This window comes from Xanthomonas arboricola pv. juglandis, assembly GCF_905367715.1.
GTDB classification, from domain to species: domain Bacteria; phylum Pseudomonadota; class Gammaproteobacteria; order Xanthomonadales; family Xanthomonadaceae; genus Xanthomonas; species Xanthomonas arboricola.
This window is the reverse complement of sequence record NZ_HG999362.1, coordinates 261,824-283,585: the sequence shown is the minus strand read 5'-3', so window position 1 is coordinate 283,585 and position 21,762 is coordinate 261,824. Positions and strand designations below refer to the sequence as shown.

General features: G+C 67.2%; 17 protein-coding genes. 3 read left to right on the top strand and 14 right to left on the bottom strand.

Annotated elements, in window-relative coordinates; genetic code table 11:
* Positions 1-52 precede the first annotated feature (52 nt).
* Positions 53-1,462: a type I glutamate--ammonia ligase gene (glnA, locus tag KHN93_RS01105; RefSeq protein WP_016903411.1), complete on the bottom strand. Its 1,410-nt coding sequence runs from the start codon at positions 1,460-1,462 to the stop codon at positions 53-55.
* A gap of 221 nt (positions 1,463-1,683) precedes the next feature.
* Between glnA and KHN93_RS01100 the strand changes: the two genes are divergently transcribed.
* Positions 1,684-2,478 (top strand): undecaprenyl-diphosphate phosphatase, encoded by a 795-nt coding sequence (locus KHN93_RS01100; protein WP_016903412.1) that lies wholly within the window; start codon positions 1,684-1,686, stop codon positions 2,476-2,478.
* Positions 2,479-2,614: 136 nt separating this feature from the next.
* Positions 2,615-3,427, top strand: a complete 813-nt coding sequence (locus tag KHN93_RS01095; protein ID WP_211921602.1) for an META domain-containing protein — start codon at positions 2,615-2,617, stop codon at positions 3,425-3,427.
* 106 nt (positions 3,428-3,533) lie between these two features.
* Here KHN93_RS01095 and KHN93_RS01090 read toward each other — a convergent pair whose 3' ends face one another.
* The 12 genes from KHN93_RS01090 to KHN93_RS01035 form a co-directional block, all read right to left on the bottom strand.
* Positions 3,534-4,145, bottom strand: a complete 612-nt coding sequence (locus KHN93_RS01090) for a YbhB/YbcL family Raf kinase inhibitor-like protein (RefSeq protein ID WP_104595880.1) — start codon at positions 4,143-4,145, stop codon at positions 3,534-3,536.
* Between the two features lie 688 nt (positions 4,146-4,833).
* Entirely contained in the window at positions 4,834-6,906 is a 2,073-nt protein-coding gene (locus KHN93_RS01085; protein ID WP_104626101.1) for a tetratricopeptide repeat protein, read from the bottom strand.
* Positions 6,907-6,964: 58 nt separating this feature from the next.
* Positions 6,965-7,951, bottom strand: coding sequence for a YheT family hydrolase (locus tag KHN93_RS01080; RefSeq protein ID WP_016904229.1), 987 nt, complete (start codon positions 7,949-7,951; stop codon positions 6,965-6,967).
* Positions 7,952-8,014: 63 nt separating this feature from the next.
* Positions 8,015-8,914 carry a lysophospholipid acyltransferase family protein gene (locus KHN93_RS01075; protein WP_172454346.1) on the bottom strand — a complete coding sequence of 300 codons (900 nt, stop codon included), beginning with the start codon at positions 8,912-8,914 and terminating at the stop codon, positions 8,015-8,017.
* Between the two features lie 21 nt (positions 8,915-8,935).
* The gene (locus tag KHN93_RS01070; protein WP_016904231.1) at positions 8,936-9,364 is read right to left on the bottom strand and encodes a hotdog fold thioesterase; all 429 of its coding nucleotides are present in this window, start codon (positions 9,362-9,364) and stop codon (positions 8,936-8,938) included.
* Positions 9,365-9,657: 293 nt separating this feature from the next.
* A complete protein-coding gene (locus tag KHN93_RS01065) occupies positions 9,658-11,679 on the bottom strand; it encodes a phospholipase D family protein (protein ID WP_026064751.1) in 2,022 nt (673 codons plus the stop codon).
* Complete coding sequence (locus KHN93_RS01060) at positions 11,676-12,248, bottom strand: YceI family protein (RefSeq protein ID WP_026064752.1); 573 nt, start codon at positions 12,246-12,248, stop codon at positions 11,676-11,678. Before KHN93_RS01060 ends, KHN93_RS01065 begins: the two co-directional genes overlap by 4 nt.
* Positions 12,249-12,251: 3 nt before the next feature.
* Positions 12,252-12,728 carry a SixA phosphatase family protein gene (locus tag KHN93_RS01055; protein ID WP_016904234.1) on the bottom strand — a complete coding sequence of 159 codons (477 nt, stop codon included), beginning with the start codon at positions 12,726-12,728 and terminating at the stop codon, positions 12,252-12,254.
* A 14-nt stretch (positions 12,729-12,742) separates the two neighbouring features.
* The gene (locus KHN93_RS01050; protein ID WP_016904235.1) at positions 12,743-13,375 is read right to left on the bottom strand and encodes a ParA family protein; all 633 of its coding nucleotides are present in this window, start codon (positions 13,373-13,375) and stop codon (positions 12,743-12,745) included.
* A 159-nt stretch (positions 13,376-13,534) separates the two neighbouring features.
* Positions 13,535-14,608: a hypothetical protein gene (locus KHN93_RS01045; protein WP_211921600.1), complete on the bottom strand. Its 1,074-nt coding sequence runs from the start codon at positions 14,606-14,608 to the stop codon at positions 13,535-13,537.
* A 65-nt stretch (positions 14,609-14,673) separates the two neighbouring features.
* Positions 14,674-15,591, bottom strand: coding sequence for an AEC family transporter (locus KHN93_RS01040; RefSeq protein ID WP_065050168.1), 918 nt, complete (start codon positions 15,589-15,591; stop codon positions 14,674-14,676).
* A 1,102-nt stretch (positions 15,592-16,693) separates the two neighbouring features.
* Positions 16,694-17,332 carry a tetratricopeptide repeat protein gene (locus tag KHN93_RS01035; RefSeq protein WP_039517757.1) on the bottom strand — a complete coding sequence of 213 codons (639 nt, stop codon included), beginning with the start codon at positions 17,330-17,332 and terminating at the stop codon, positions 16,694-16,696.
* Positions 17,333-17,525: 193 nt separating this feature from the next.
* Here KHN93_RS01035 and KHN93_RS01030 point away from each other — a divergent pair, with 193 nt between their 5' ends.
* Positions 17,526-21,230 (top strand): indolepyruvate ferredoxin oxidoreductase family protein, encoded by a 3,705-nt coding sequence (locus KHN93_RS01030; RefSeq protein ID WP_211921598.1) that lies wholly within the window; start codon positions 17,526-17,528, stop codon positions 21,228-21,230.
* 255 nt (positions 21,231-21,485) lie between these two features.
* On the opposite strand, the gene KHN93_RS01025 is transcribed toward KHN93_RS01030, so the two are convergent.
* The gene (locus KHN93_RS01025) at positions 21,486-21,755 is read right to left on the bottom strand and encodes a DUF3253 domain-containing protein (RefSeq protein ID WP_211921596.1); all 270 of its coding nucleotides are present in this window, start codon (positions 21,753-21,755) and stop codon (positions 21,486-21,488) included.
* Positions 21,756-21,762: the final 7 nt, after the last annotated feature.

The following is a 21,762-nucleotide window of genomic DNA, read 5'->3' as shown; positions in this document are numbered from 1 at the left end:
GCGGCGATGGCGGAGGTGGGAGGGGGGGCCTCCGCCATCACCGCGGTGGAACTCAGTTGCCGTAGTACAGCTGGTACTCCAACGGGTGGGTCGCAGCACGGAACTTGGTGACTTCCTGCATCTTCAGCGCGATGTAGCCGTCGATGAAGTCGTCGCTCATCACGCCGCCGGCCTTGAGGAACTCGCGGTCCTTGTCCAGCGCTTCCAGCGCCTGATCCAGGCTGGAGCAGACCTGCGGGATCAGCTTCTCTTCTTCCGGCGGCAGGTCGTACAGGTCCTTGTCGCTCGGCGCGCCCGGGTCGATCTGGTTCTTGATGCCGTCCAGGCCGGCCATCATCAGCGCGGTGAAGGTCAGGTAGCCGGACTGCAACGGATCGGGGAAGCGCATTTCGATGCGGCGCGCCTTCGGGTTGGTGACCCACGGAATGCGGCACGAGGCCGAGCGGTTGCGGGCCGAATAGGCCAGCATCACCGGCGCCTCGAAGCCCGGGACCAGGCGCTTGTAGCTGTTGGTGCCGGAGTTGGAGAAGGCGTTGATCGCACGTGCGTGCTTGAAGATGCCGCCGATGTACCACAGCGCCATCTGCGACAGGCCGCCGTAGCCGTCACCGGAGAACAGGTTGACGCCGCCCTTGGTCAGCGACTGGTGCACGTGCATGCCCGAGCCGTTGTCGCCCACGATGGGCTTGGGCATGAAGGTCGCGGTCTTGCCGTTGCGGTAGGCGACGTTCTTGATGATGTACTTCATCGTCAGCAGTTCGTCGGCCTTCTGCACCAGCGAGCTGAACTTGGTGCCGATCTCGCACTGGCCGGCGGTGGCCACTTCGTGGTGGTGCACCTCGGTCTCGATGCCGACCTGTTCCAGCGTCTTGATCATTTCCGCGCGCAGGTCGTGCAGCGTGTCGGTCGGCGGGACCGGGAAGTAGCCACCCTTCACGCCCGGACGGTAGCCGCTGTTGCCGCCGTCGTACTTGGCGCCGGTGTTCCAGGCAGCCTCTTCCGAGCCGACCTGGAAGAAGGTGTGGCCCATGTCGTTGGCAAAGCGCACCGAATCGAAGATGAAGAATTCCGGCTCCGGGCCGAAGAACGCCTGGTCGGCGGTGCCGGAGGACTTCAGGTAGGCCTCGGCACGCTTGGCGATGCCGCGCGGGTCGCGCTCATAGCTCTGCATGGTGGCCGGATCGAGGATGTCGCAGGTCAGCACGATGGTCGGATCGGCGAAGAACGGATCCAGGTACGCAGTGCCGGCGTCCGGGAGCAGGACCATGTCCGACTCGTTGATGCCCTTCCAACCCGCGATCGAGCTGCCGTCGAACATCTTGCCTTCTTCGAACAGCGCCGGCTCGATGATGTTGGCCGGGAAGGTGATGTGCTGCTGTACACCACGCATATCGACGAAGCGCAGGTCGACAAACTCGACCTTGTTGTCCTTGATCAGCTTTTCAACATTTTCCACGGACATCGGAAGAAACCTCTGCAGGAGTTAAGTGGCTCGTGAGCGGAACTACAGCAGGGACCATGCCAAGCGCCGGATCTTCACAAGTCCTTGATTTTGCTTGCATCGCTTGAGGCCGCTCACATCTAGCTAGCACCTTTTAGGTGCTAAGCAATCGCATCGTGCACCGATATGGTGCATGCCGCAATGCACTATCCTGACGCCTCCCCCATCCCCTCTCCAGTCCGATGTCCGATCTGATTTCCGCCCTGCTGTTGGGCATTCTCGAAGGCCTCACCGAATTCCTGCCGATCTCCAGCACCGGCCACCTGCTGATCGCCGAACAATGGCTCGGACGCCGTTCTGACTTCTTCAACATCGTCATCCAGGCCGGCGCGATCCTGGCGATCTGCCTGGCGCTACGGCAGAAGCTGTGGACCCTGGCCACCGGCCTGGGCCAGCGCGACAACCGCGACTACGTGCTCAAGATCGGCGTGGCCTTCCTGGTTACCGCAGTGGTCGGGCTGATCGTGCGCAAGGCCGGCTGGCAGCTGCCGGAAACCGTGCAGCCGGTGGCCTGGGCGTTGCTGATCGGCGGGCTGTGGATGCTGGTGGCCGAGCACTTTGCCGGCAAATTGCCTGAGCGCGATGTGGTGACCTGGAAAGTGGCCATCGCGGTCGGTCTGGCGCAGGTGGTGGCCGGTGTGTTCCCCGGCACCTCGCGCTCGGCCTCAGCGATCTTCCTGGCCATGCTGCTGGGCCTGAGCAAGCGCTCGGCGGCGGCGGATTTCGTGTTCATGGTGGGCATCCCGACCATGTTCGCGGCCAGCGGGTATGCCCTGCTGGAGATGTACAAGGAAGGTGGCTTCGGCAGCGAGAACTGGGCCGATGTGGCCGTGGCCTTCGTGGCGGCGACCATCACCGGCTTTGTGGTGGTGAAGTGGTTGCTGGGCTACATCAAGAAGCACCGCTTCACCGTGTTTGCGGTCTACCGCATCGTGCTGGGCGCCGCCCTGCTGCTGTGGCTGCCGGCGCTGGCCTGAGACGGCCACGCGGTCGCGTGTCGTGCCAGCTAAGCCGGCGCGGCATGCGAGGCACATGGCCGGGCAGTGACTTGCGTCATTGCCCCGGCCGCGCGGTGGCGGTATCACTGACATATCGATCACCGGGAGCCGCCGCATGCGTGCCGTGTTGTTTGCCCCTGCACTGCTGGCAGCGGGCGTGACGGCCTGCGGGTCGAGCGCGCCGCCGCAGGCGCCCGGATCCAGCGCCGACGCCGCTGCCGCCGAGCCGGCCGCGACCAGCTCAATCGCCGCCGACAACGCGCCACTGCAGGCCGCGTTGCGGGCGCAACACTGGCAGCTGCAGCAGGCCAGCGATGCGCACGGCACCGCCTTGGGTAGCCTGTTCGTCGCCGGCACACCACCCTTGCAGCTGGATTTCGGCGATCACCGCATCCAGGTCAGCCAGACCTGCAATGCATTGGGCGCCGATTACAGCGTGGCGCAGGCGCATTTGCAGATCGGCCGGGTGGTGTCGAGCAAACGCCTGTGTGCGCAACCGCGGCGGATGGCCCAGGAGCGCGCAGCCAGCGAGTTGCTGTCCGGCCGCTTCGCGGTGGCGCTGAACACCGCGCAGACCTCGCCGCGACTGACCCTGACCCGCAGCGACGGCACCCGGCTGGTGTTCGGCGGTGTCGCCACGGCCGACACCCGCTACGGCGGCCCTGGTCAGACGCTGCTGATCGAAGTGGCGGCCGATACCGTGGCATGCGGGTCCGACCCGGCGCGCCAATGCCTGCAACTGCGCGAGCAGGATGCGGCAGGGCAGCCCGTCACCCAGACCTGGCAAGCCTTCGAGGGCAAGATCGAAGGCTTCGAGCACGAAGCCGGCATCCGCACCCTGCTGCGCGTCACCCGCTACCCGGCCGCCGCAGGCACGGACGGCGCGCCGGTGTACGTGCTCGAGCAGATGATCGAAGCCAACGGTTGACCAGTGTGGCGGCGATCGTGCGATTGACGCCGCACGCACCAGGTCACCATGGGCCGCAGCCGGCCCCGCGCCGACCTGACCGGTGGCGCAGGACCGTTCGTTACCGTCAGCGCAGCGCCGGATTCAACGTGTAGGTGCCGTGCAACGCCGCCTCGGCCAGCACATGGCCCTGGATCGCCGACAGCACATCGGCCGCGGTGAAGGTCTCGGGCAGGCTGAGCTGCGCCACGCCCAGCGCAAACACGCGGAAGAAATAGCGGTGCACACGCAGGTCGTTGAACGGCGGGTACGGGCCGTCGTAGCCCAGATAATTGCCGGCCATGTCGGCATTGCCGGCAAACCATTCGGTATACGAATTCAGGCCCTGGCGCGCACCGGCCGGGCCGGCCGGCTGCTGCTTGCCCTTGGGCACGAAACCGTCGCTGCAGCTGCCTGCGGCGATCTCATGCACGTCGGCGGGGATGTCGGCCATGGCCCAATGCACAAAATCGGTGCGTGGCTGATCGACCGGAATCTGCACGTCGTCGCGGCCCACGGTTTCCGGCACGGTCGGCACATCCGGATCCAGGCACAGCAGCGCGAACGAGCGCGTGCCGCCCGGCACCTCGCTCCAGGCCAGATGCGGGTTGCGGTTGGGCGCAAAGCCCTCGGGCGTTCCGGCGGCAAATTCCACCGCGATGGGCTTGCCGTTTTCGATGCTGTTGCTGGTCAGGCGCATGCAGGAGTCTCCGGGGCAATGAGGCCGACCAGGGTGCCTGGGTCCGCGTCGCAGAGGAGGCCATCGGCATGGAACCCTCTGGTGCGCCCGGCCGGGTTTATCGCGGCCGGTTCACCACGCCGGCGAACACCGCGGCCGCGTGATCGTGCGTCTGCAGCGTGGACGTGCGCGTGCGGCGTGCGCGTGGCAGGGAGCGCCATATTCAGCCGGCCAATCCGCACCGAGCGTAGGAGCGGACCCGGCCGCGACAGGGCCTTCTCGGTAACGCCACATCATTCGGTAACGCCACATCATTCGGTGGCGACGCATCGTCGGTGGCCGCGTCCATCGGTAACGCCTCGTCGCGGCCGGGTCCGCTCCTACGAGGCAGTGCGAGCTGCGCCGTCGATGGCATGCCGCCCCGGCGCCGACCGCAGCTACCAGGAAATGAGCTCCACATTCGGTTGCTGACCGATCTACACCGACTGTAGGAGCGGACCTGGCCGCGACGGACCTACCGGTGACGCTGCATCGTCGGTTGCCGCGTCCATCGGTAACGCCTCATCATCGGTGGCGACGCATCGTCGGTAACGCCTCTTCGCGGCCGGGGCCGCTCCTACAGGGAAGTGCGAGCTGCGCTGCCGATGGCATGCCGCACCGGGCGTCGGCCGCGCCCACCGACAGTGAGCGCAGCCGTGCTGAGCGGCGCTCAGTCCTGCGGGTAGCCGAAGCGCACCGCGATCAGCGTGAGCAGATCGAATTGCGCGCCCAGTACGTTGCGGTAGTTGCGCCAGCGACCCGCGGCCAGGCGGGCCGGGCCGCGCGGTTCGACCAGCGGAAAGCGCAGGCCGAACGCCTGTTCCAGCGCGGTGGAGATGCCTTGCGGATCGCTCTCGATGCCGTCCAGGCGGATGATCCGGTGTGGATAAAGATCGCGCTCGTGCAGCACGGCGAGCTGTTCCAGCGCCGTCAACAGCCAGTCGGCGGCCTGCTGCGGCGATTGCACGGCCAGCGGTGCCGGCGCGCCGGCCGACAGCCAGTCCAGCAGCATGTCGCGCGGGTCGCGCAGCGCGATCGCCAGCCGGCCTTCGGGCAGGTGCGGGCGCAGCGCGGTCAGCAAGGTATTGTCCCACCACAGCAGCCAGTCGATGACGTTGCCGTCGTCGATGCCGCGCCGCGGCAGTTGCGCCTTCCAGCCCTCCACCAGCGCCATCGGCGCCAGCTCGCCCGACGCCAGCTGCTCGACAGTGCGGTAACTCTGCAGCGCATCGGACGGCGGCGTGCTGCCATAACGGTCGTCGCGCACCAGCGGGGTGGCCGCGCCCATCACCGCGACCAGGCGTTCGACATGCGAGCCGGGCGTGCCCCATACGAACAGCGGACGTGCCGTCACCGTCTCGGGAATGGTCCCCAGCTCCGGCCACTGCATCGGCTGCTTGGCGGCCTGCGGCGGCAACGGCAGGCGGTGCTGGGCCTGTTCGCGCTGGAACTGCATCCAGGTCGCCACGGCGGCGTCGGGCTGGCCGGCGCGGTCCTGCACATTGCCCAGCCACGGCCGCAGCACGGTCTGCTGGGGCTCGGGCAGCGAGTCGATCAGCGATTGCACGCAGGCGATCGCCGCCGGCGGGTCGCGCTCCAGCAGCGCCTCGACGATGCGCTGCTCGCCGCTGATGCGGCCCGGCTCCACTGCCACGATCTGGCGCGCCACCATCTCCGCCTGTTCGGCATGGCCCTGCATGTCGTGCACGCGCATCAGCGCTTCCAGTGCCGGCAGATGCTCGGGCATGGCCAGCAGCCAGCGCTCGATCACCGCCTGCGCCTGCGGCCCGCCGACCGGCTCCACCGCCAGCCGCGCCAGCCACAGGTCGTGCGCATTGGCCGAGGTGGCCAGCGCCGCGTCCAGGGTGTCGCGCGCATCGTCCACCGCGCCCAGCCGCTCCCAGGCGGTCAGCAAGGCATGCAAGGTGCGGCGGTCGGCCGGCCAGTGCGCCAGCGCCAGGCGCAGGTGCGCGGCGGCCTGGTCGGGGCGGCCGGCCTGCAACTCCATCTCGCCGGCGAGCCGGCGCATGGCCGGGAGATCGCCGCCGGGCTGGGCGAACACACCCTGCATCGCGGCCAGCGCATCGTCCAGGCGGCCCTGGCGCTGGGCCAGTTGGGCAATGAAGGCACGCAGCGCGGTGCCGGGCGGATTGAGCTCGACCACGCGCTCGAAGGCGCGCTCGGCAAACGCAAAATGCTCCTTCTGCAAATACGCAAAGCCCAGCGCGAACATCACCCGCGGGTCGTCAGGCAGTTGCTCGGCGGCGCGGGTCAGCAGCGACAGCGCGCGGTCGCCCTGGCCGCGGCGCAACTCCACCACGCCATCGACAGCCAGCAGCTGCGGGTGCTCGGGCGCCAGACGCGCGGCGGTGCGGCTCAGCCGCTGCGCCTCGTCCAGATCGCCGCGCGCCACCGCCAGATGCGCCTGCATCACGTAGGCGTTGAACTGGTTGGGGTCGAGCGCGGTGGTGCGCGACAGCGCATCGTCCGCGGCGGACAGCTCGCGCATCGCCAGCAGCAGGCCGGCGCGCAGCAGATGCAGGTCGGCATCTTCCGGCGTCAGCGTCAGCGCGGTTTCGATGCTGGCCAGCGCCAGTGCCGGTTGACCCTGCTGCTGCAGGGCCAGGCCCAGCCAGCGATGCGTGGCGGCGTTTTCGGGCGCGCTGAGCACCCACTCGCGGGCCAGCGCCACCGCATCGTCGGCCGCATTGCGGCGCAGGGCTTGGAGAATGGCGTCTTGCATGGCGGAGGGCGTGTCCAGGACAAACGCCTATTGTAACGATGCGCGGGGTGGCGCCGACCTACGCCTGCGCCGCCAGCCGCTCGGCCACCCAGCGTTCGGCGAATCCATCGCCGCGGGCGTTTTCCAGAAAACCGCAGTGGCCGCCCCAGCGCGCGATTTCCAGCTGTGCATGCGCCGGCAGCTGCCAGGCGGCGAAATCCTCAAACGGAATGACCGGGTCGTCCTCGGCCATCAGGATGTCCACCGGCACCTGCAGGCCGGCCAGGCGCTCGCCGGCGATCGAATAACTGTCGAAATACGCTTCCAGCGAGCCATGCCCGGTGTGCTGCTCGGCCAGCCAGGCCATCAGCCCGCGCATGTCCAGCGCCAGCGTGGCGTCGTCGTAGCCGTGCTGATCGGGGAACAGCTTGCGCTTGCGCAGCAGCGACTCGCGCCACTTGCGGCGGAAATACCAATCGTAGAACTGCGGGCCCTTTTCCAGTTGCAGCATGGTCGCCGCCGGATCCAGCAACGGGCACACCGCCGCCACGCGCGCCAGCGGCAGCCCGGCCGCCGGTGCCCGCAGCGCCAGCCGCAATGCGAAATTGCCGCCCAGCGAATAGCCCGCCGCCAGCAGCTGCGGCGCGGGAAACCGCCGCCACAGATCGCCCGCCGCATTGACCACTTCCTCGATGCGATCGGAGTGGAACAGGTCCACGTTGAGGTGGTGCGTGCCGCCGTGGTCGCGGAAATTCAGCCGGAACACCTGATAGCCCAGGCCGAGCAGGCGCGCGGCGGTCAGCCGCATGTAATTGGAATCGGCGCTGCCTTCCCAGCCGTGCAGCAGCAGCACCGTGCCGCGCACCGGGGCATCGCCGGGCGGGATGCTCATCCAGCCCTGCAGGCGCACGCCGTCGCCGCCGTCGAGAATGTGTTCGCTGGTGACCGCGCCGCTGGCGGCCAGCAACTGGCGGCTGCGGAGCCGGCGCAAGGCACTGCTGCCCAGCACCGATTGCACATGCGGATTGCGCAGCCAGCGCGGCGGCAGATAGTCGGAGGCGTTCATGCGCTCATCGGGCCAGACAAGGGGGTGCTGGCCGCAGGGGTGATGAGCGCTTGCATCGTCGGCTCAGGACTCCATTGCCGCAATGATGCGTTGCCGCGAGGTATCGGCCAGGCGGCGGCGGCCTTCGATATCCAGCGCGCGGATCGGCTCGAGAAAATGCACCTCGGCCAGTCGCGACGGCTCACCGAGCAGACGCACGATATTGGCGAAGAAACTCTCGCGCTCGCCGAACGCCACCACCGCCTGCGCATTGCCACGCTCGCCGTAGCGCAGCGCCACCGGCTGCACCGGCACACCGGCCTCGACCGCGGCCTGGAAGATGCGCGCATGGAACGGGCCGACTTCGGTACCGCCACGGGTGCGACCTTCGGGGAACACGCCCACCGGCTTGCCACTTTGCAGCCGCAGCAGCATTTCCTGCAGCACCCCGCCCAGCGATTCGGTATTGCCGCGCTGATGGAAGATGGTCTGGCCCTTGGTCGCCAGCCAGCCGACCAGCGGCCAGCCGGCGATCTCGCGCTTGGCCACAAAGCCCATCACGCGCTGACTGTGCAGCATCGAGATGTCGACCCAGCTGACGTGGTTGGCCACGAACAGGGTCGCGCCCGGCAGCGGGGTGCCGAAGCGCCGCAGGCGGAAGCCGAAGATGCGCATCAGGTTGCCCTGCCACCAACGGATCATCAGCTCGTCCAGGGTGTCGTCGCGCCCGGTACGGATGCGCGCCAGCGGCGGCGCCACCACGCACAGCATGGTGATCGGCAGGCAGATGCTCAGATGCATCAGCAACAACGGCACCCGATACAGGTACCGGAACCAACGCAGCACGCTGCCAGCGTCGCGCGTGGCGTCCAGGGATGACTCGCTCATTGACGGAACGGGACCGGTACCAGGGGAAGGAAGCGCAACTATTGTGACAGCAGCGTGGCCTGCGCGCAGTGCCCGCAGCGGGTGGCGCTGTTCCACCCATGCACTTGCACGGCGTGCTCAGCCATTGCTGCGCGGGACCACGGCCAGGGTCAGCCGCGAGACGCAGACGCGCTTGCCGGCCGGATTTTCGATGGTGATGTCCCAGACCTGGGTGCTGCGCCCCACATGCACCGCGCGCGCGGTGCCGGTGACCAGGCCATCGGTGGCGGCGCGCAGGTGATTGGCATTGATCTCCAGCCCGACGCACATCTGCGCGGTCATATCCACGCACAGGTTGCCGGCGCTGCTGCCCAGGGTTTCGGCCAGCACCACCGACGCACCACCGTGCAGCAGGCCATACGGCTGCTTGGTGCGCGCATCCACCGGCATGGTGGCGCTCAACCAGTCGTCGCCGGCGGCGGTGAACACGATGCCCAGATGTTCAATCAGGGTGTCACGGCTGGAGGCGTTGAGGGCGGCCAGGTCGACGGGTTCGCGGAAGGTCATAGGCTGGGATTGGGGATTGGGGATTGGGGATTGGGGATTGGGGATTGGGGATTGGGGGAATCGGGAATCGGGAATCGGGAATCGGGACAGCATCTGCGGCGCTGGGGTCTGATGCAACTGCCTTTGGCTGGCGCTGCACGCCAGGCCGCGATGGTGACTTCGGCGGATGGCGGTGTGTGGCGCGCCGCCCATCTACTGCAGCGCACCGCGCTATTGCAGCGGTGCGGCACTCCACGATGCACCGGCTGCCTCGAGACGTCTCGATGCCGGCCCGGGTCGACACGCCGCTGCGATCAGAGGATCGGCACCAATCCTGCACCGAAGGCGGTCAGCATCCGCACCAGCAGCCACTTCGGGCCGACGTTGACCTCGGGGAAATCGCCCACCGCCACATAGCACTGCCGGAACTGCGGGTCCTGGCGCTTGAGCGGGAACGGGCAACCCGGCCCCGGCTGGAACTCGTAATTGGTGGCGTAGCGCCAGGGCCAGAAATCCAGCACCGGCAAGGCTTCGGACACCTTGCCCACGCTGTAGTTCAATCCGCTCAGCACCGGCGGCTTTTCGCGCGGGGCCACGGTCCAGGCGTTTTCCGGCGCCATGTCGCGCTCGATGCTGGCCGCCAGCGCCTGCGCAAAGCGTGCATCGTCGATCACCACCGCCGCTTCGGTGTTGTAGTTCTCGCTGCGCGGATCGAAGTTGTGCGTGCCGATCACGCCGATGCGGCGGTCCACCACCAACGACTTGGCATGCAGGCCCATGCGCGCACCGGCACGGGTCACCGGCAGCGGCTTGTTGACCGCGCGCGTGCCCAGGAACGAAGGCCGTGTCTCGGTGCGCAGCACGCGCCGATCAACCTCGCTGCCGCCGGGCGCACGGCCTGCGCCACCCCCGCTGCCGCGGATCGCAGTGCCGGCTGTGCCACCGCCACCGCCACCACTGCCACGCATGGCGTTGCCAGCCGCACTGCCGCCGATCACGCGGTTGACCCGCCCATCGTCTTCGGCCGGCTCGGCCGCCGCGGGATTGAGCGGATCGGGCACCAGGTTGGCGTACTCCACCGGCGCGTTCAGCGGGAACGGCTTGAACTCGTAGACGTTGAAGCCCAGCTCGCGCATGTTGCGGCGTTTGAACTTGTACGACAGCGCATACACGATCGGGTTGTCGGTGGCGGCCAGGCTATTGGTCGACACCACGATCCGCGGCGGCTGCGGGCGCTGGCGCAATGCGCGGAAGATCGCCTGCGCCTCGTCGGACAGCACCAGATACGGCGTCTGCAGCAGCACTTCCTGCTGCGCGCCGGCGATCAGGCCGTCCAGCTCGGGCGCGGTGGATACCGCCTTGGCGGCGTGCTCCTTGCGGTGCTTCTGCGGCAGATCGGCCACATACAGCACGCGCTGCACCGGCATAGCCGGGGTCACGAACGCATCGCGCACGAACTGCGGATCGCGCGCCTCCTGATCGACCCGCTCCACCCGATCGGGGCGGCGGAACGTGGCCGGCGGCATCTTGGGCGCGCCCTGCTCCAGCAGCAGGCGCCCGACATCGTTCAGACGCTCGGCCGGCACGCTGCGGCGCGCGCGCCAGAACGCATCGAAATTGGCCGCCATCGCGCGCACTTCCGGCCCGGCCAGGATCACGTCACGGTCGCGGAAGTTGTACTCGCTGTCCCAGTCGTAATAGTCGTCCTGGTAATTGCGGCCGCCGACCACGCCGAGCACGTCGTCCACCACCAGCAGCTTGTTGTGCATGCGCTGGTTGAAGCGACGGAAGCAGCACACCACGCTGCCGGCATAGTCGAAGTAATTGAGCTTGACCTTGCCGAAGGTCGGGTTGTAGATGCGCAGCTGCAGGTTTTCGTGGGTGCTGGCCAGCGCACCGAGAATCTGCAGATCGGCGATCGCCGAAAGCTGATCGATCAGGATGCGCACCTTGACCCCGCGCTGCGCCGCATCGGTCAACGCATCCAGCACCATCCGCGCGCTGTCGTCCTTGTCGAAGATGTAGGTCTGCAGGTCGATGCTGCGGGTGGCGCTGCGGATCAGGTTGAGCCGCGCCACCAGCGATTCTTCGCCGTGATCGACGATGGTGGCGTAATGCCGCGGCGCGGCCGGGGTGGAGGCGGTGATCGCCTCGCCACCCAGCGCGCGCAGCGGCGAGAGCTGGGCACAACGATTGGCCTGCGTGCAGCTGACCACGGTACTGCGGGCAGCAGCCGCCACCCCGGCGGCACGGTTGCGCTCGATTTGCGACAGGCCGGCGCATCCGGTGCCGAGCAACAGCGTTGCCAGCACAAGCACCCTCAACAGGAACCTCACGGGCGCCGCGCCTCCTGCAACCGCCCACGCAGAATGAACGTCACCCTGTCGCCCAGGGCCATCTGCCACGCATTCATTCCGTAACGTCCACGCAGGACCGTACCTCGACTGATTACATCGCAATCATAGCCCGGCCGCGCGCATTCAGCCGGTACCACGTGCAGGGTCTCGACGTGGGTGATTCCGCGAATGGTCAGGTTGCCGGTGATGTCGCCGCCCTTCTTCACCACCTCTGCGGTGTAGGGAAACGACTCGAATTCCACCACCGGATACTGCGCGACGTCGAAAAAATCCTCGCCGCGCATCCACGCCGTGTAGCGGTCCTTGCCCGGAATTTCCACCTGCGTGGCATCCAGACGGAAGCGCACCTGCTGGCGCCCGTCAGGCAATTCCGCCAATTCACCCCGAAAACGCGGGAAGAACCCCTCGATCTTCATGCCGAAGCGCGTCCTGATCTCGAACCCGAAGCGCGATTGCACCGGATCGATGGAATGCAGCTTCTGCTGCGCCATGCAGGGAAGAGCGACCCAGAGCGCGAGCCAGGCAAACCAGCGCAGCGACGATGACACGGATCAAGGCCACCAGAAGGCGGTCAGGCGGGCGATGCCCGGTTCGATGGCCGCATCCAGCGGCAATGCCAGCAGGGCGATCGCGGCGGTCGGCATGCCACGGTAGTCGCCGGTCTGGCCGCTGTGCATCAAGGCGGCCAGCCGTTCCAGGCCCGGGTTGTGGCCGACCAGCAGCAGGCGCTCGGCATCGCGGTGCTCGTCCACCAAGCTGGCCAGGGTGCCCGGCGTGGCGTCGTAGATCCGCTCGTCCAGGCGTTGTTCGATGTAGCCGGTGAGTTCCAGCACCGCTTCCAGCGTCTCGCGCGCACGTCGCGCCGGCGAGCACAGCACGCGGTCGGGCACCAGGCGCTGCTCGCGCAGCCAGCGGCCGGCAGATTCGGCCTCGGCGATGCCGTGCGGAGACAACGGGCGATCCAGATCGGCCTGGCCGGTATCGGCCGGCTCGGCGTGGGCGTGTCGCAGCAGTATCAGTTCGCGCATGAAAACACTCCGGTCTAGGACTTCTTGAGCCACTTGAACAGCGGCTCCCAGTCCTGTTGATGGTCGCGCACCTGCGCCGAGCGGTAATCGAACAGGCTGCGCCCCAACCCGGCCATCACCACATAGGCCTGGGTGTCGCGCAGCTGGGTTACCAGGGGATAGGGCCAGGCGCCGATCATCTCGGCAGCTTGCTGCGAGGTCTGGGTCCAGGGACGGGCGCGGTTGAGCACCAGGCCCACCGGCAATTTGCGCTGATGCACGCGCGGCACCTTGGCCAGCGTGTTGAGGAAGCCGACCACCGCTTCGATATCCAGCGCCGAGGACAATACCGGCACCACGATGGCATCGACGTGGTCGAGGAAGCCGCTCAGGTCGTCGGCCATCGCACCGGCCGGAGCATCGATGACCAGCTGGTCGGTGCCGTCGGGCACCGCGGCCTGCCAGTTGCGCCGGCGGGTGGCGTCGATCGGCAATACCGCACTTTCCAGGCTGGCGCGACGCTGCGCCCAGCGCGTGGACGAGCCTTGCGGATCGGCGTCCGCCAGCACGGTGCGCTGGCCCTGCAAGGCCGCATGGGCGGCCAGATTGGTGGCGATCGTGGTCTTGCCGACGCCGCCTTTGGAGCCGGCCACCAGGACTGTCTTCATGCACGCCTCGCTTCCGGGAGCAAGCCGGCAGCGTACACCGCGACGAAGTGAGGAAGTAGTCGAAAGGCGTTAAACGTCCACCGTGATCGCTCTCGCACCGCAGCATCGTCCGCTGGAAGATGGCCGAGGCGACATGCGCCGGCCAAGCGGATTAGCGGATTAGCGGGTCTGGTGGCCCGGTGCGCCCGGCTGCCAACCCGCTGGCGGCTGCACTGCAAGGCCTTGACGCTGTAACCGCGCACGCAACGCCGGCACTTCGCCCTGCGTCAGGACGGCCTCCAGCTTGTCGGCCAGGCCGTCGACGGTGGACGCGCGGGGCTGCTCCTGCTGCTGCAGCCACTGCAGTTCCCGCACCCGCGCCTGCCAGCGCGTGGCATCGGCGCCGCTGCTCAGTGCCGCCATGCCTCTGCTGCCGATCATGGCGGTGGCCAAGGTGGACTCGTCATTGGCCACGTTGTTCAGCACCGCCATGCACTCGTCGCGTAACGCGGGCGTGGCAACGGTGGGGCTGCAGCGCCGCATCAGATCGCCCAGCGCGGGAAGTGCATGTGCAGACCAGGCACCCATCACGAACATCGCCGCCATGCCCGCGCCCGTGGAGGGCATGCCTTGCGCGTCGAGTTGCGCGCGCAAGCTGACCGAGGCCAGCGATGGCCATTGCACGCCGTCGTAGCTGGCATGCAGAGCCTTGCCGAGTGCCAGCGCACCGCTGTCGAAATGATCGGACTGCACGGCCGCCTGCCAGGCGCGTTCGGCAGCCGCCTGGTCGCCGCGGCGCTGCGCACCCGTATAGGCACGCAGATGCACACTGGCGTTGCCGGCATCGGCCTGCTCCAGGAAAGCCAGCGCAGCGCCTGGGTCACAGCGCAATGCAGGTGCGCAACCGGCGGATTCCATGCGCGCCACCAACGGGTCACGCGGCCGCGCGTCCAGGGCACGCTGCAGCCAGACCCGCTGGATGGGGGCATAGCCTCCGACTGCAGCCGACGCCGCGTCGTTCTCGGCATCGACCCACAACAGACCGGCCAGATACAACTGCCTGGGCTCGCCGCTGGACGCCATGCTGCGCAGGCGTGCCTGCATGGTCTGGCCGACCTGGCGCGCCCATTGATCCACCAGCGGATCGTTGGCCGCAGCCGCTGTGCTCGCAGGCGCTGCCGCCATGGCCGGATGTGCCACGCAGACGCTGCCAAGCCATAGCAACGCAGTGGTGATCAAGCGATATCCGTGCATGGATTGCTCCTGTCCATGTGGGCGCGCAGTGTTGCGGGCCAGCATTTCATACGGACCAGGCCCTATCAAGCCACCAGGCGTGCCAACAGCCAGGCCCATGCGGGCAGGGTCAGCAGCGACAGCAGGATGCTGTAGCCGACCATCGCTGCGGCCAGGCGCGGTGCCAGCCGATGCGAGATGGCCAGCGCGGCGGCGGTGATCATGGTGGGCATGGCCGATTCGAGCACGTTGGTCTGCAGCATCGCGCCATGCAGGCCGAGCGCCAGCGACAGCGGCAACGCCAGGATCGGCATCACTGCCAACTTGAAGGCCAAGCCCACGGCCAAGGGTTTGAGTTCGTCCGCAGGTAGACGCAACTGCAGCGAAAAGCCCACCGCCAGCATCACCAGCGGCAACATCGCGTCGGCCAGGCTCTTCAAGCCCGCGCCGATCCAGGTCGGTGGCTGTTCCGGCATCACGGTCAATGCAAACAGCAATGCCCATAGCGGCGGGAAGCGCAGCACGCGCAACAGGATCAGCTTTGCGGTCGGCGGAGTGTCGCCGCTGTAGCGGGCCAGCACATACAGCCCGAACGTCGATAACAGCACGAAGGTGCCGAACTGGTCGTAGACCACCGCATACGGCAGGGCATGATCGCCGATCAACGCGCGCACCATCGGAAAGCCAATGAAGCTGGAGTTGGTGAACACCACGCACATCAACAGCGCGGCGTATTCCTCGCGCTTGAACCGGAACAGGCGGCTGCAGCCCCACAGCAGCGGCACGATGATTGCGGTCAGCAGCCACGGGGTGGCGATCACCCCACCCAGCGAGGCATCCAGGTGCAACCGCGGCACATAGGTCAGCACCGAGGCTGGCAGGCAGATGTACAGCACGATGCGATTGAGTACATCGGCGCTGTTGTCCGGCAGCACCCGCAAGCGCGCGAACAGCAGGCCGAGCCCCAACATCGCCAGAATCAACGCAAATGCATCCACCGCCATGGCGTGGTCAGGTCCGTGGGAAAGCGACACTCAGCATCGCATAGTGGGCGTCGTGCCTGGATCGGCGTCCGTCTGGATCGGCGAGCGTGCCCACGTGTGGCCGCACATCGTTCGCTCAACGCCTGGCGACAGGCATGTCGAGGCTTGCCGCTTCTGGAATGTGCCAAAGCTAGTTAGTCGAGGGCTCGGTGGTCGAAAAAAGCTGCTTGCTAGACATGCATCGGCCACTGAGCCATTGAGCCGACCCATCATTCTCCAGCGATGCAGATCGCGCACCGCTCTTGACCGTGCACACCGACCATCTCGACTGGTCCTTGCCCGCTCACCGTCGCGGGACCTTACGCGGCATAGATGCCGCGTAAGAGCCTACATGGACGTACTTGCGGCGTGTCCCGTGATGGTGGGCGGGCAAGGGCCCTGCAGCAAAGCCGCAGATCAACCGCTCTGCAACTGATCCATCCGCGCTGACCAGCGCTCTTTGAGCACGGCACCCAAAACAATCGAGGCTTGGAGCGATGGCTTCGTTTCGTCGCGATCAGATGCTTAAGTCAAAAGCTCGGTCCGTCGCGTGCGCGGTGCCCTCACCGCTTGCGGGACACGCCGTGAATCCGTCCATGGAGGCTCCTTGGCGGCATCCATGCCGCCAAGGGTCCCGCAACCGGCAAGGACACCGCACCAGAGAGTTGGTCGGTAGTCGAATGAAAAGCTGCTTGCTCGATGCATCGACCACTGCGCCAGCCCATCATTCTCCAACGATGTACATCACGCACCGCTCTTGACCGTGCACACCGACCAGCTCAACTGGTCCTTGCCCGCTCACCGTCGCGGGACCTTACGCGGCATGGATGCCGCGTAAGAGCCTACAAGGACGTACTTTCGGCGTGTCCTGCGATGGTGGGAGGGCAAGGGCCCTGCAGCAAAGCCGCAGATCATCCGCGCTGCAACTGGTCCATCAGCGTTGACCAATCCTTCGAAGCACGACATCCGAAGCAATCGACTTGGAGCGTGGCCGCGTTGCCCGCTGGCGCCGGCCGCAAGACGACGTGCGACGTGATGCATAGCGACGCGCTACGGGGCTTTCTGCAGCGCGCCCGCAGTCGAGTTACGGAAACGCAGGCGGGTTGGCCTGCCATGCCGCAAAGACCTCGGCCAGGCTGGCGCGTTCGGCCTCGCGCCAATCCGGCAGCAAGGTGGCGTAGCTGGCGGTGCTGCTCCAGCGATCCGGCCAGGTGCGCACTGCAGCGGCGTACCACTCGACCGCTTCCTGCTTACGCCCGGTGCGCCATAGCGCCAGGGCGGCGGTGGTCGGCAACCAGGCCGGCGCGGCCGGACGGCCGTTGGCCAGGCTGGCCCACTGCTGCAAGGCCTTGTCAGGCTGGTCGGCGCGCAGCAGATCCCAGCCGTAGTTCCAGGTGATGGCACGGTATTGCTGGCTGCCGTTGGAGACCAGCCCCAGGGCGCCCTGGTAGAGCTCGTCGCCCAACTGCGTGCGTCCACCGGCATAGGCCAGCGAGGCCAGCTGTGCGCGCGGCTCGGCCGCGCGGGCGTCACGCTGCACCATCGCCGCCAGGCGGTCGACCACCGCATCGCCCTGCCCCTGCACCGCGACCACGGCCTTGGTGGTGCCGCGATCTTCGTCGAAATAGAACTCCTTGGGCTTGGGCAGGTTCTGCGCCTGCGCCATCGACCACACGCCCCCGAGCAGGGCCAACATCGCGGCCCATGCGTATTTCCTTTTCACTGGCTTTATCCCCTGACAGCAAACGACCCTTCCCGTCCCCATCGTAACCGCAGCGCGACGGCTGTGCATCCGCATGCAACGGGCGCGTGAAGAGCGACTGTTACACTTTGCATCGCCGTTTTGGAATCCGTCGGGCGGGTCATTGGTTTCAGATGACACGCACCGGGTCCCAGCCACCCTTTCCGGGCACGCCATGACCAGTACTGCTGCACTCTCTTCTCCCGACTCTGCCAACACGCCGGAGCTCGGCCAGGTGGATGCGGATTACACGCTGGAGCACAAGTACACGCGTGCCGATGGGCGCATCTACTTGTCCGGCGTGCAGGCGCTGGTGCGGCTGCCGTTGATGCAACGCCTGCGCGATGACGCCGCCGGGCTTGCGACTGCCGGCTTCATCAGCGGCTATCGCGGCAGCCCGCTGGGCGGTTTCGACCTGGAGCTGTGGCGTGCGCGCAAGCATCTGGACGCGGCCAGGGTGACCTTCACCCCCGGCCTCAACGAAGACCTGGCCGCCACCATGGTCTGGGGCACCCAGCAGACCAACCTGTTCCCGGGTGCCAAGGTGCAGGGCGTCTACGGCATGTGGTACGGCAAGGGCCCGGGCGTGGACCGCAGCGGCGATGTGTTCAAGCACGGCAACGCCGCCGGCACCTCGCCGTATGGCGGCGTGCTGGCACTGGCCGCCGACGACCATGCCTGCCGCAGCTCCACCCTGCCGCACGGCTCGGAAGAGGAATTCGTCAGCGCGATGATGCCGATCCTCAACCCGGCCGGAGTGCAGGACATCCTGGACATGGGCCTGCTCGGCTGGGCGATGAGCCGCTATACCGGGCGCTGGGTCGGCTTCAAGACCATTGCCGAGACGGTGGAGTCGTCGGCCTCGGTGGATGTGGATCCGTTCGCCCGCAGCATCGTGTTGCCGGAGGACTTTGCGCTACCGCCGGGCGGCCTGAGCATCCGCTGGCCGGATCCGCCGGTGGACCAGGAAATGCGCCTGCACCGCTATGCGATTGCCGCCGCACAGGCCTTTGCACGCGCCAACCAGATCGACAAGGTGGTGCTGGATTCGCCGCATGCGCGGCTGGGCATCGTCACCACCGGCAAGAGCTATCTGGACGTGCTGCAGGCGCTGGAATACCTGGGCCTGGATGCGCAGGCCTGCGCGCAGATCGGCATCCGCGTGTACAAGGTCGGCATGACCTGGCCGCTGGAGCCGGTGGGCATCAGCGCGTTCGCGCGCGGGCTCGACGACATCGTGGTGGTGGAAGAGAAAAAGGCCTTCATCGAGCGCCAGATGAAGGAGCTGTTCTACAACTGGCCGGCCAGCGCCGGTGCGCGGCCGAGCATCGTCGGCAAGTACGACGAGCAGGGCGAATGGATCCTGCCGTCCACCGGCGAGTTGACCCCGGCCACGATCGCCGCGGTGATCGGCAAGCGCATCCAGCGCTTTGCACTGCCGTCCAGCGCGATGACCGAGTCGATCGAACAACGGCTGCGCTGGATGGACAGCAAGGAGGCCGAAATGGCCTTGCCGCGCGCGCTGTTCCCGCGCGTGCCGCATTACTGCTCCGGCTGCCCGCACAACACCTCCACCGCGGTACCGGAAGGCTCGCGGGCGCTGGGCGGCATCGGTTGCCATTACATGGTGACCTGGATGAACCGCTCCACCGACACCTTCACCCATATGGGCGGCGAAGGCGTGACCTGGTCGGGGCAGGCGCCGTTCACCGAAACGCCGCACGTGTTCCAGAACCTGGGCGACGGCACCTATTTCCACAGCGGCTCGCTGGCGATCCGGCAGTCGGTCGCCAGCGGCGTCAACATCACCTACAAGATCCTCTACAACGATGCGGTGGCGATGACAGGCGGCCAGCCGGTGGACGGCACGCTCACCGTGCCGGACATCGCGCAGCAGCTGCGCGCCGAAGGCATCCACACCATCGCGGTGGTCAGCGACGACATCGGCAAATGGACGCGCCGGCGCGAGCGCTTCCCCAGCGAGGTGGCGTTCCACGATCGCAGCGAACTGGATGCGGTGCAGCAGCAGTTGCGCACGGTCAAGGGCGTGTCGATCCTGATCTACGACCAGACCTGCGCCACCGAAAAGCGCCGCCGCCGCAAGCGCGGCAAGCTGGTCGACCCGCCCAAGCGCGTCATGATCAATTCGCTGGTGTGCGAAGGCTGCGGCGATTGCGGCGAAAAGAGTTTCTGCGTGTCGGTGCTGCCCAAGGAGACCGAATTCGGCCGCAAGCGGCAGATCGACCAATCCAATTGCAACAAGGATTATTCCTGCGTGTCGGGCTTTTGCCCGAGCTTTGTCACCGTGCATGGCGGTGCGCCGCGCAAGGGCCAACAGCGCGATGCCAGCGCCTTGCTGGGCAACCTGCCCGCGCCGCCGCAACGCACCACGCTGCAACAGCCCTGGAACATCCTCATCACCGGCGTCGGCGGTACCGGCGTGGTGACCATCGGCGCATTGCTCGGCATGGCCGGGCACCTGGAAGGCAAGGGCGCCACGGTGCTGGACCAGACCGGCCTGGCGCAGAAGGGTGGCGCGGTGACCACGCATATCCGCATCGCACGCCGACCGGCCGATATCCACGCCGTGCGCATCGCTGCCGGCGAAGCGGATCTGGTGCTGGGCTGCGACATGGTGGTGGTCAACGATTACTGGGCGCTGTCCAAGGTGCGCGACGGCCGCACCCAGGTGGTGCTCAACACCTACGAAGCGATGCCGGGCAACTTCACCACCCAGCCGGATCTGCAGTTTCCCGCCGCCGAGATCATTGCCGGCGTGCGCACTGCATTGGGCGGCCAGGAGCCGCTGTTGCTGGATGCCACGCAACTGGCCACCGCACTGCTGGGCGATGCGATCGCCAGCAACCTGTTCGTGCTTGGCTATGCCTGGCAACACGGGCTGGTGCCGTTGTCGCACGCCGCGCTGATGCGCGCCATCGAGCTCAATGGCGCGGCGGTGGCGATGAACCAGCAGGCGTTTGCGTGGGGGCGCCTGGCCGCGATCGACCTGCCGGCGGTGCAGCAGGCCGCAGGACTGCGCAAGGGTGGCGAGCGTGCGCATGCAGGCGATACGCCGCCAGCGCGCGCACCCGGCAGCTGGGAAGAACATGATCTTGGCGGGCAGACCGCACCGCATGCGCTGGCGCAAGGCGACGGCAACACGCTGCATGGCGATGTCGATGCGCCCACGCATCCGCTCGACGACGAGCAACTGGCGCAATCGCTGGACGAAGCCATCGCGCGGCGCGTGGCGTTTCTGACCGACTACCAGGATGCCGCCTACGCACAGCGCTATCGCAGCCTGGTCGAGCGCGTACGCACGCGCGAAGCGCAACAGGCACCCGGCAGCAGCGCATTGAGCGAGGCGGTGGCGCGTTACTTCTTCAAGCTGATGGCCTACAAGGACGAATACGAGGTGGCGCGGCTGTATACGCGTGGCGACTTCCAGCGCCGGCTGCAGCAGCAGTTCGAAGGCGACTACACGCTGCGCTTCCACCTGGCACCGCCGCTGTTGGCCAGGAAGGATGCGCACGGCCACGCGATCAAGCGCGAATACGGGCCGTGGATGTTCACTGCGTTCAAGCTGCTGGCGCGGCTGAAGTTCCTGCGCGGCGGCAAGCTGGATGTGTTCGGCTACAGCGCCGAACGGCGTGGCGAGCGTCAGCTGATTGCCGATTACGTGGCGACAGTGGACACGCTGCTGCAACGGCTGGATGCCGACAACGTCGGCCTGGCCGCGCAGATCGCCAGCATTCCCGAACATATCCGCGGCTATGGGCATATCAAGCACGCGCATCTGGAAGAAGCCAAGGCACGCGAAGCGGCGCTGCTGGTGCAGTGGCGCAATCCCAAGGCCTTGCATGTGGTGCAGGCGGCGTAGGGCTGGCGGAGCGGCGTTGCAGGATCAACGCGTTGCGCACTGATCCGGTGGAGCGTTGCCAGTAGTGCAGCAGTGGCGGGCTGGTGTGTTGTGGCGAAGATGCCGCGCAACGGCTGCTGCTGCGGCGACTGATCGTGTTGCCGCATGACGGCGGTCAGTGCCGGCTGGGGCGATGGGCTACCGGCGTCACGATCGGCTAGCCAAGGTGCCCCTGCAGCGCACGCGAGCGGTGCTGCGCATGCAGCGCCCCACCCTTCATTCGAAATGCCGGCCGCGTCTCAAGCGGACCGGCCCACGCACAGTTCCCACATCGACCACTTCGCCACGTTGGGTGATCTGCACCACGTCGCTGCCGGCCAGATCGGCGGCAACGCTGCGGATCTGCGGCATCAGCGCGCGCCAGCGCATTTCGTCATCGCTGAGTGAGCGGGCAACCTCGGACGGGCAGATCGATTGCTCCGGCAGCCGGCGCGCCAGCAGCGCGCGGATGGTCGCGACGATCTGCGCATCGTCGATCCGTTGCACGCCAGAC

What these genes read in the sequence shown, in the direction of transcription:
- KHN93_RS01070 (WP_016904231.1), bottom strand. Translation starts at nt 9,364, where the DNA reads ATGACCTTCCGCGAACCCGTCGACCTGGCCGCCCTCAACGCCTCCAGC.
- KHN93_RS01030 (WP_211921598.1), top strand. Translation starts at nt 17,526, where the DNA reads ATGACCAGTACTGCTGCACTCTCTTCTCCCGACTCTGCCAACACGCCG.
- KHN93_RS01085 (WP_104626101.1), bottom strand. Translation starts at nt 6,906, where the DNA reads ATGCAAGACGCCATTCTCCAAGCCCTGCGCCGCAATGCGGCCGACGAT.
- KHN93_RS01095 (WP_211921602.1), top strand. Translation starts at nt 2,615, where the DNA reads ATGCGTGCCGTGTTGTTTGCCCCTGCACTGCTGGCAGCGGGCGTGACG.
- KHN93_RS01080 (WP_016904229.1), bottom strand. Translation starts at nt 7,951, where the DNA reads ATGAACGCCTCCGACTATCTGCCGCCGCGCTGGCTGCGCAATCCGCAT.
- KHN93_RS01045 (WP_211921600.1), bottom strand. Translation starts at nt 14,608, where the DNA reads ATGCACGGATATCGCTTGATCACCACTGCGTTGCTATGGCTTGGCAGC.
- KHN93_RS01090 (WP_104595880.1), bottom strand. Translation starts at nt 4,145, where the DNA reads ATGCGCCTGACCAGCAACAGCATCGAAAACGGCAAGCCCATCGCGGTG.
- KHN93_RS01040 (WP_065050168.1), bottom strand. Translation starts at nt 15,591, where the DNA reads ATGGCGGTGGATGCATTTGCGTTGATTCTGGCGATGTTGGGGCTCGGC.
- glnA (WP_016903411.1), bottom strand. Translation starts at nt 1,462, where the DNA reads ATGTCCGTGGAAAATGTTGAAAAGCTGATCAAGGACAACAAGGTCGAG.
- KHN93_RS01055 (WP_016904234.1), bottom strand. Translation starts at nt 12,728, where the DNA reads ATGCGCGAACTGATACTGCTGCGACACGCCCACGCCGAGCCGGCCGAT.
- KHN93_RS01100 (WP_016903412.1), top strand. Translation starts at nt 1,684, where the DNA reads ATGTCCGATCTGATTTCCGCCCTGCTGTTGGGCATTCTCGAAGGCCTC.
- KHN93_RS01050 (WP_016904235.1), bottom strand. Translation starts at nt 13,375, where the DNA reads ATGAAGACAGTCCTGGTGGCCGGCTCCAAAGGCGGCGTCGGCAAGACC.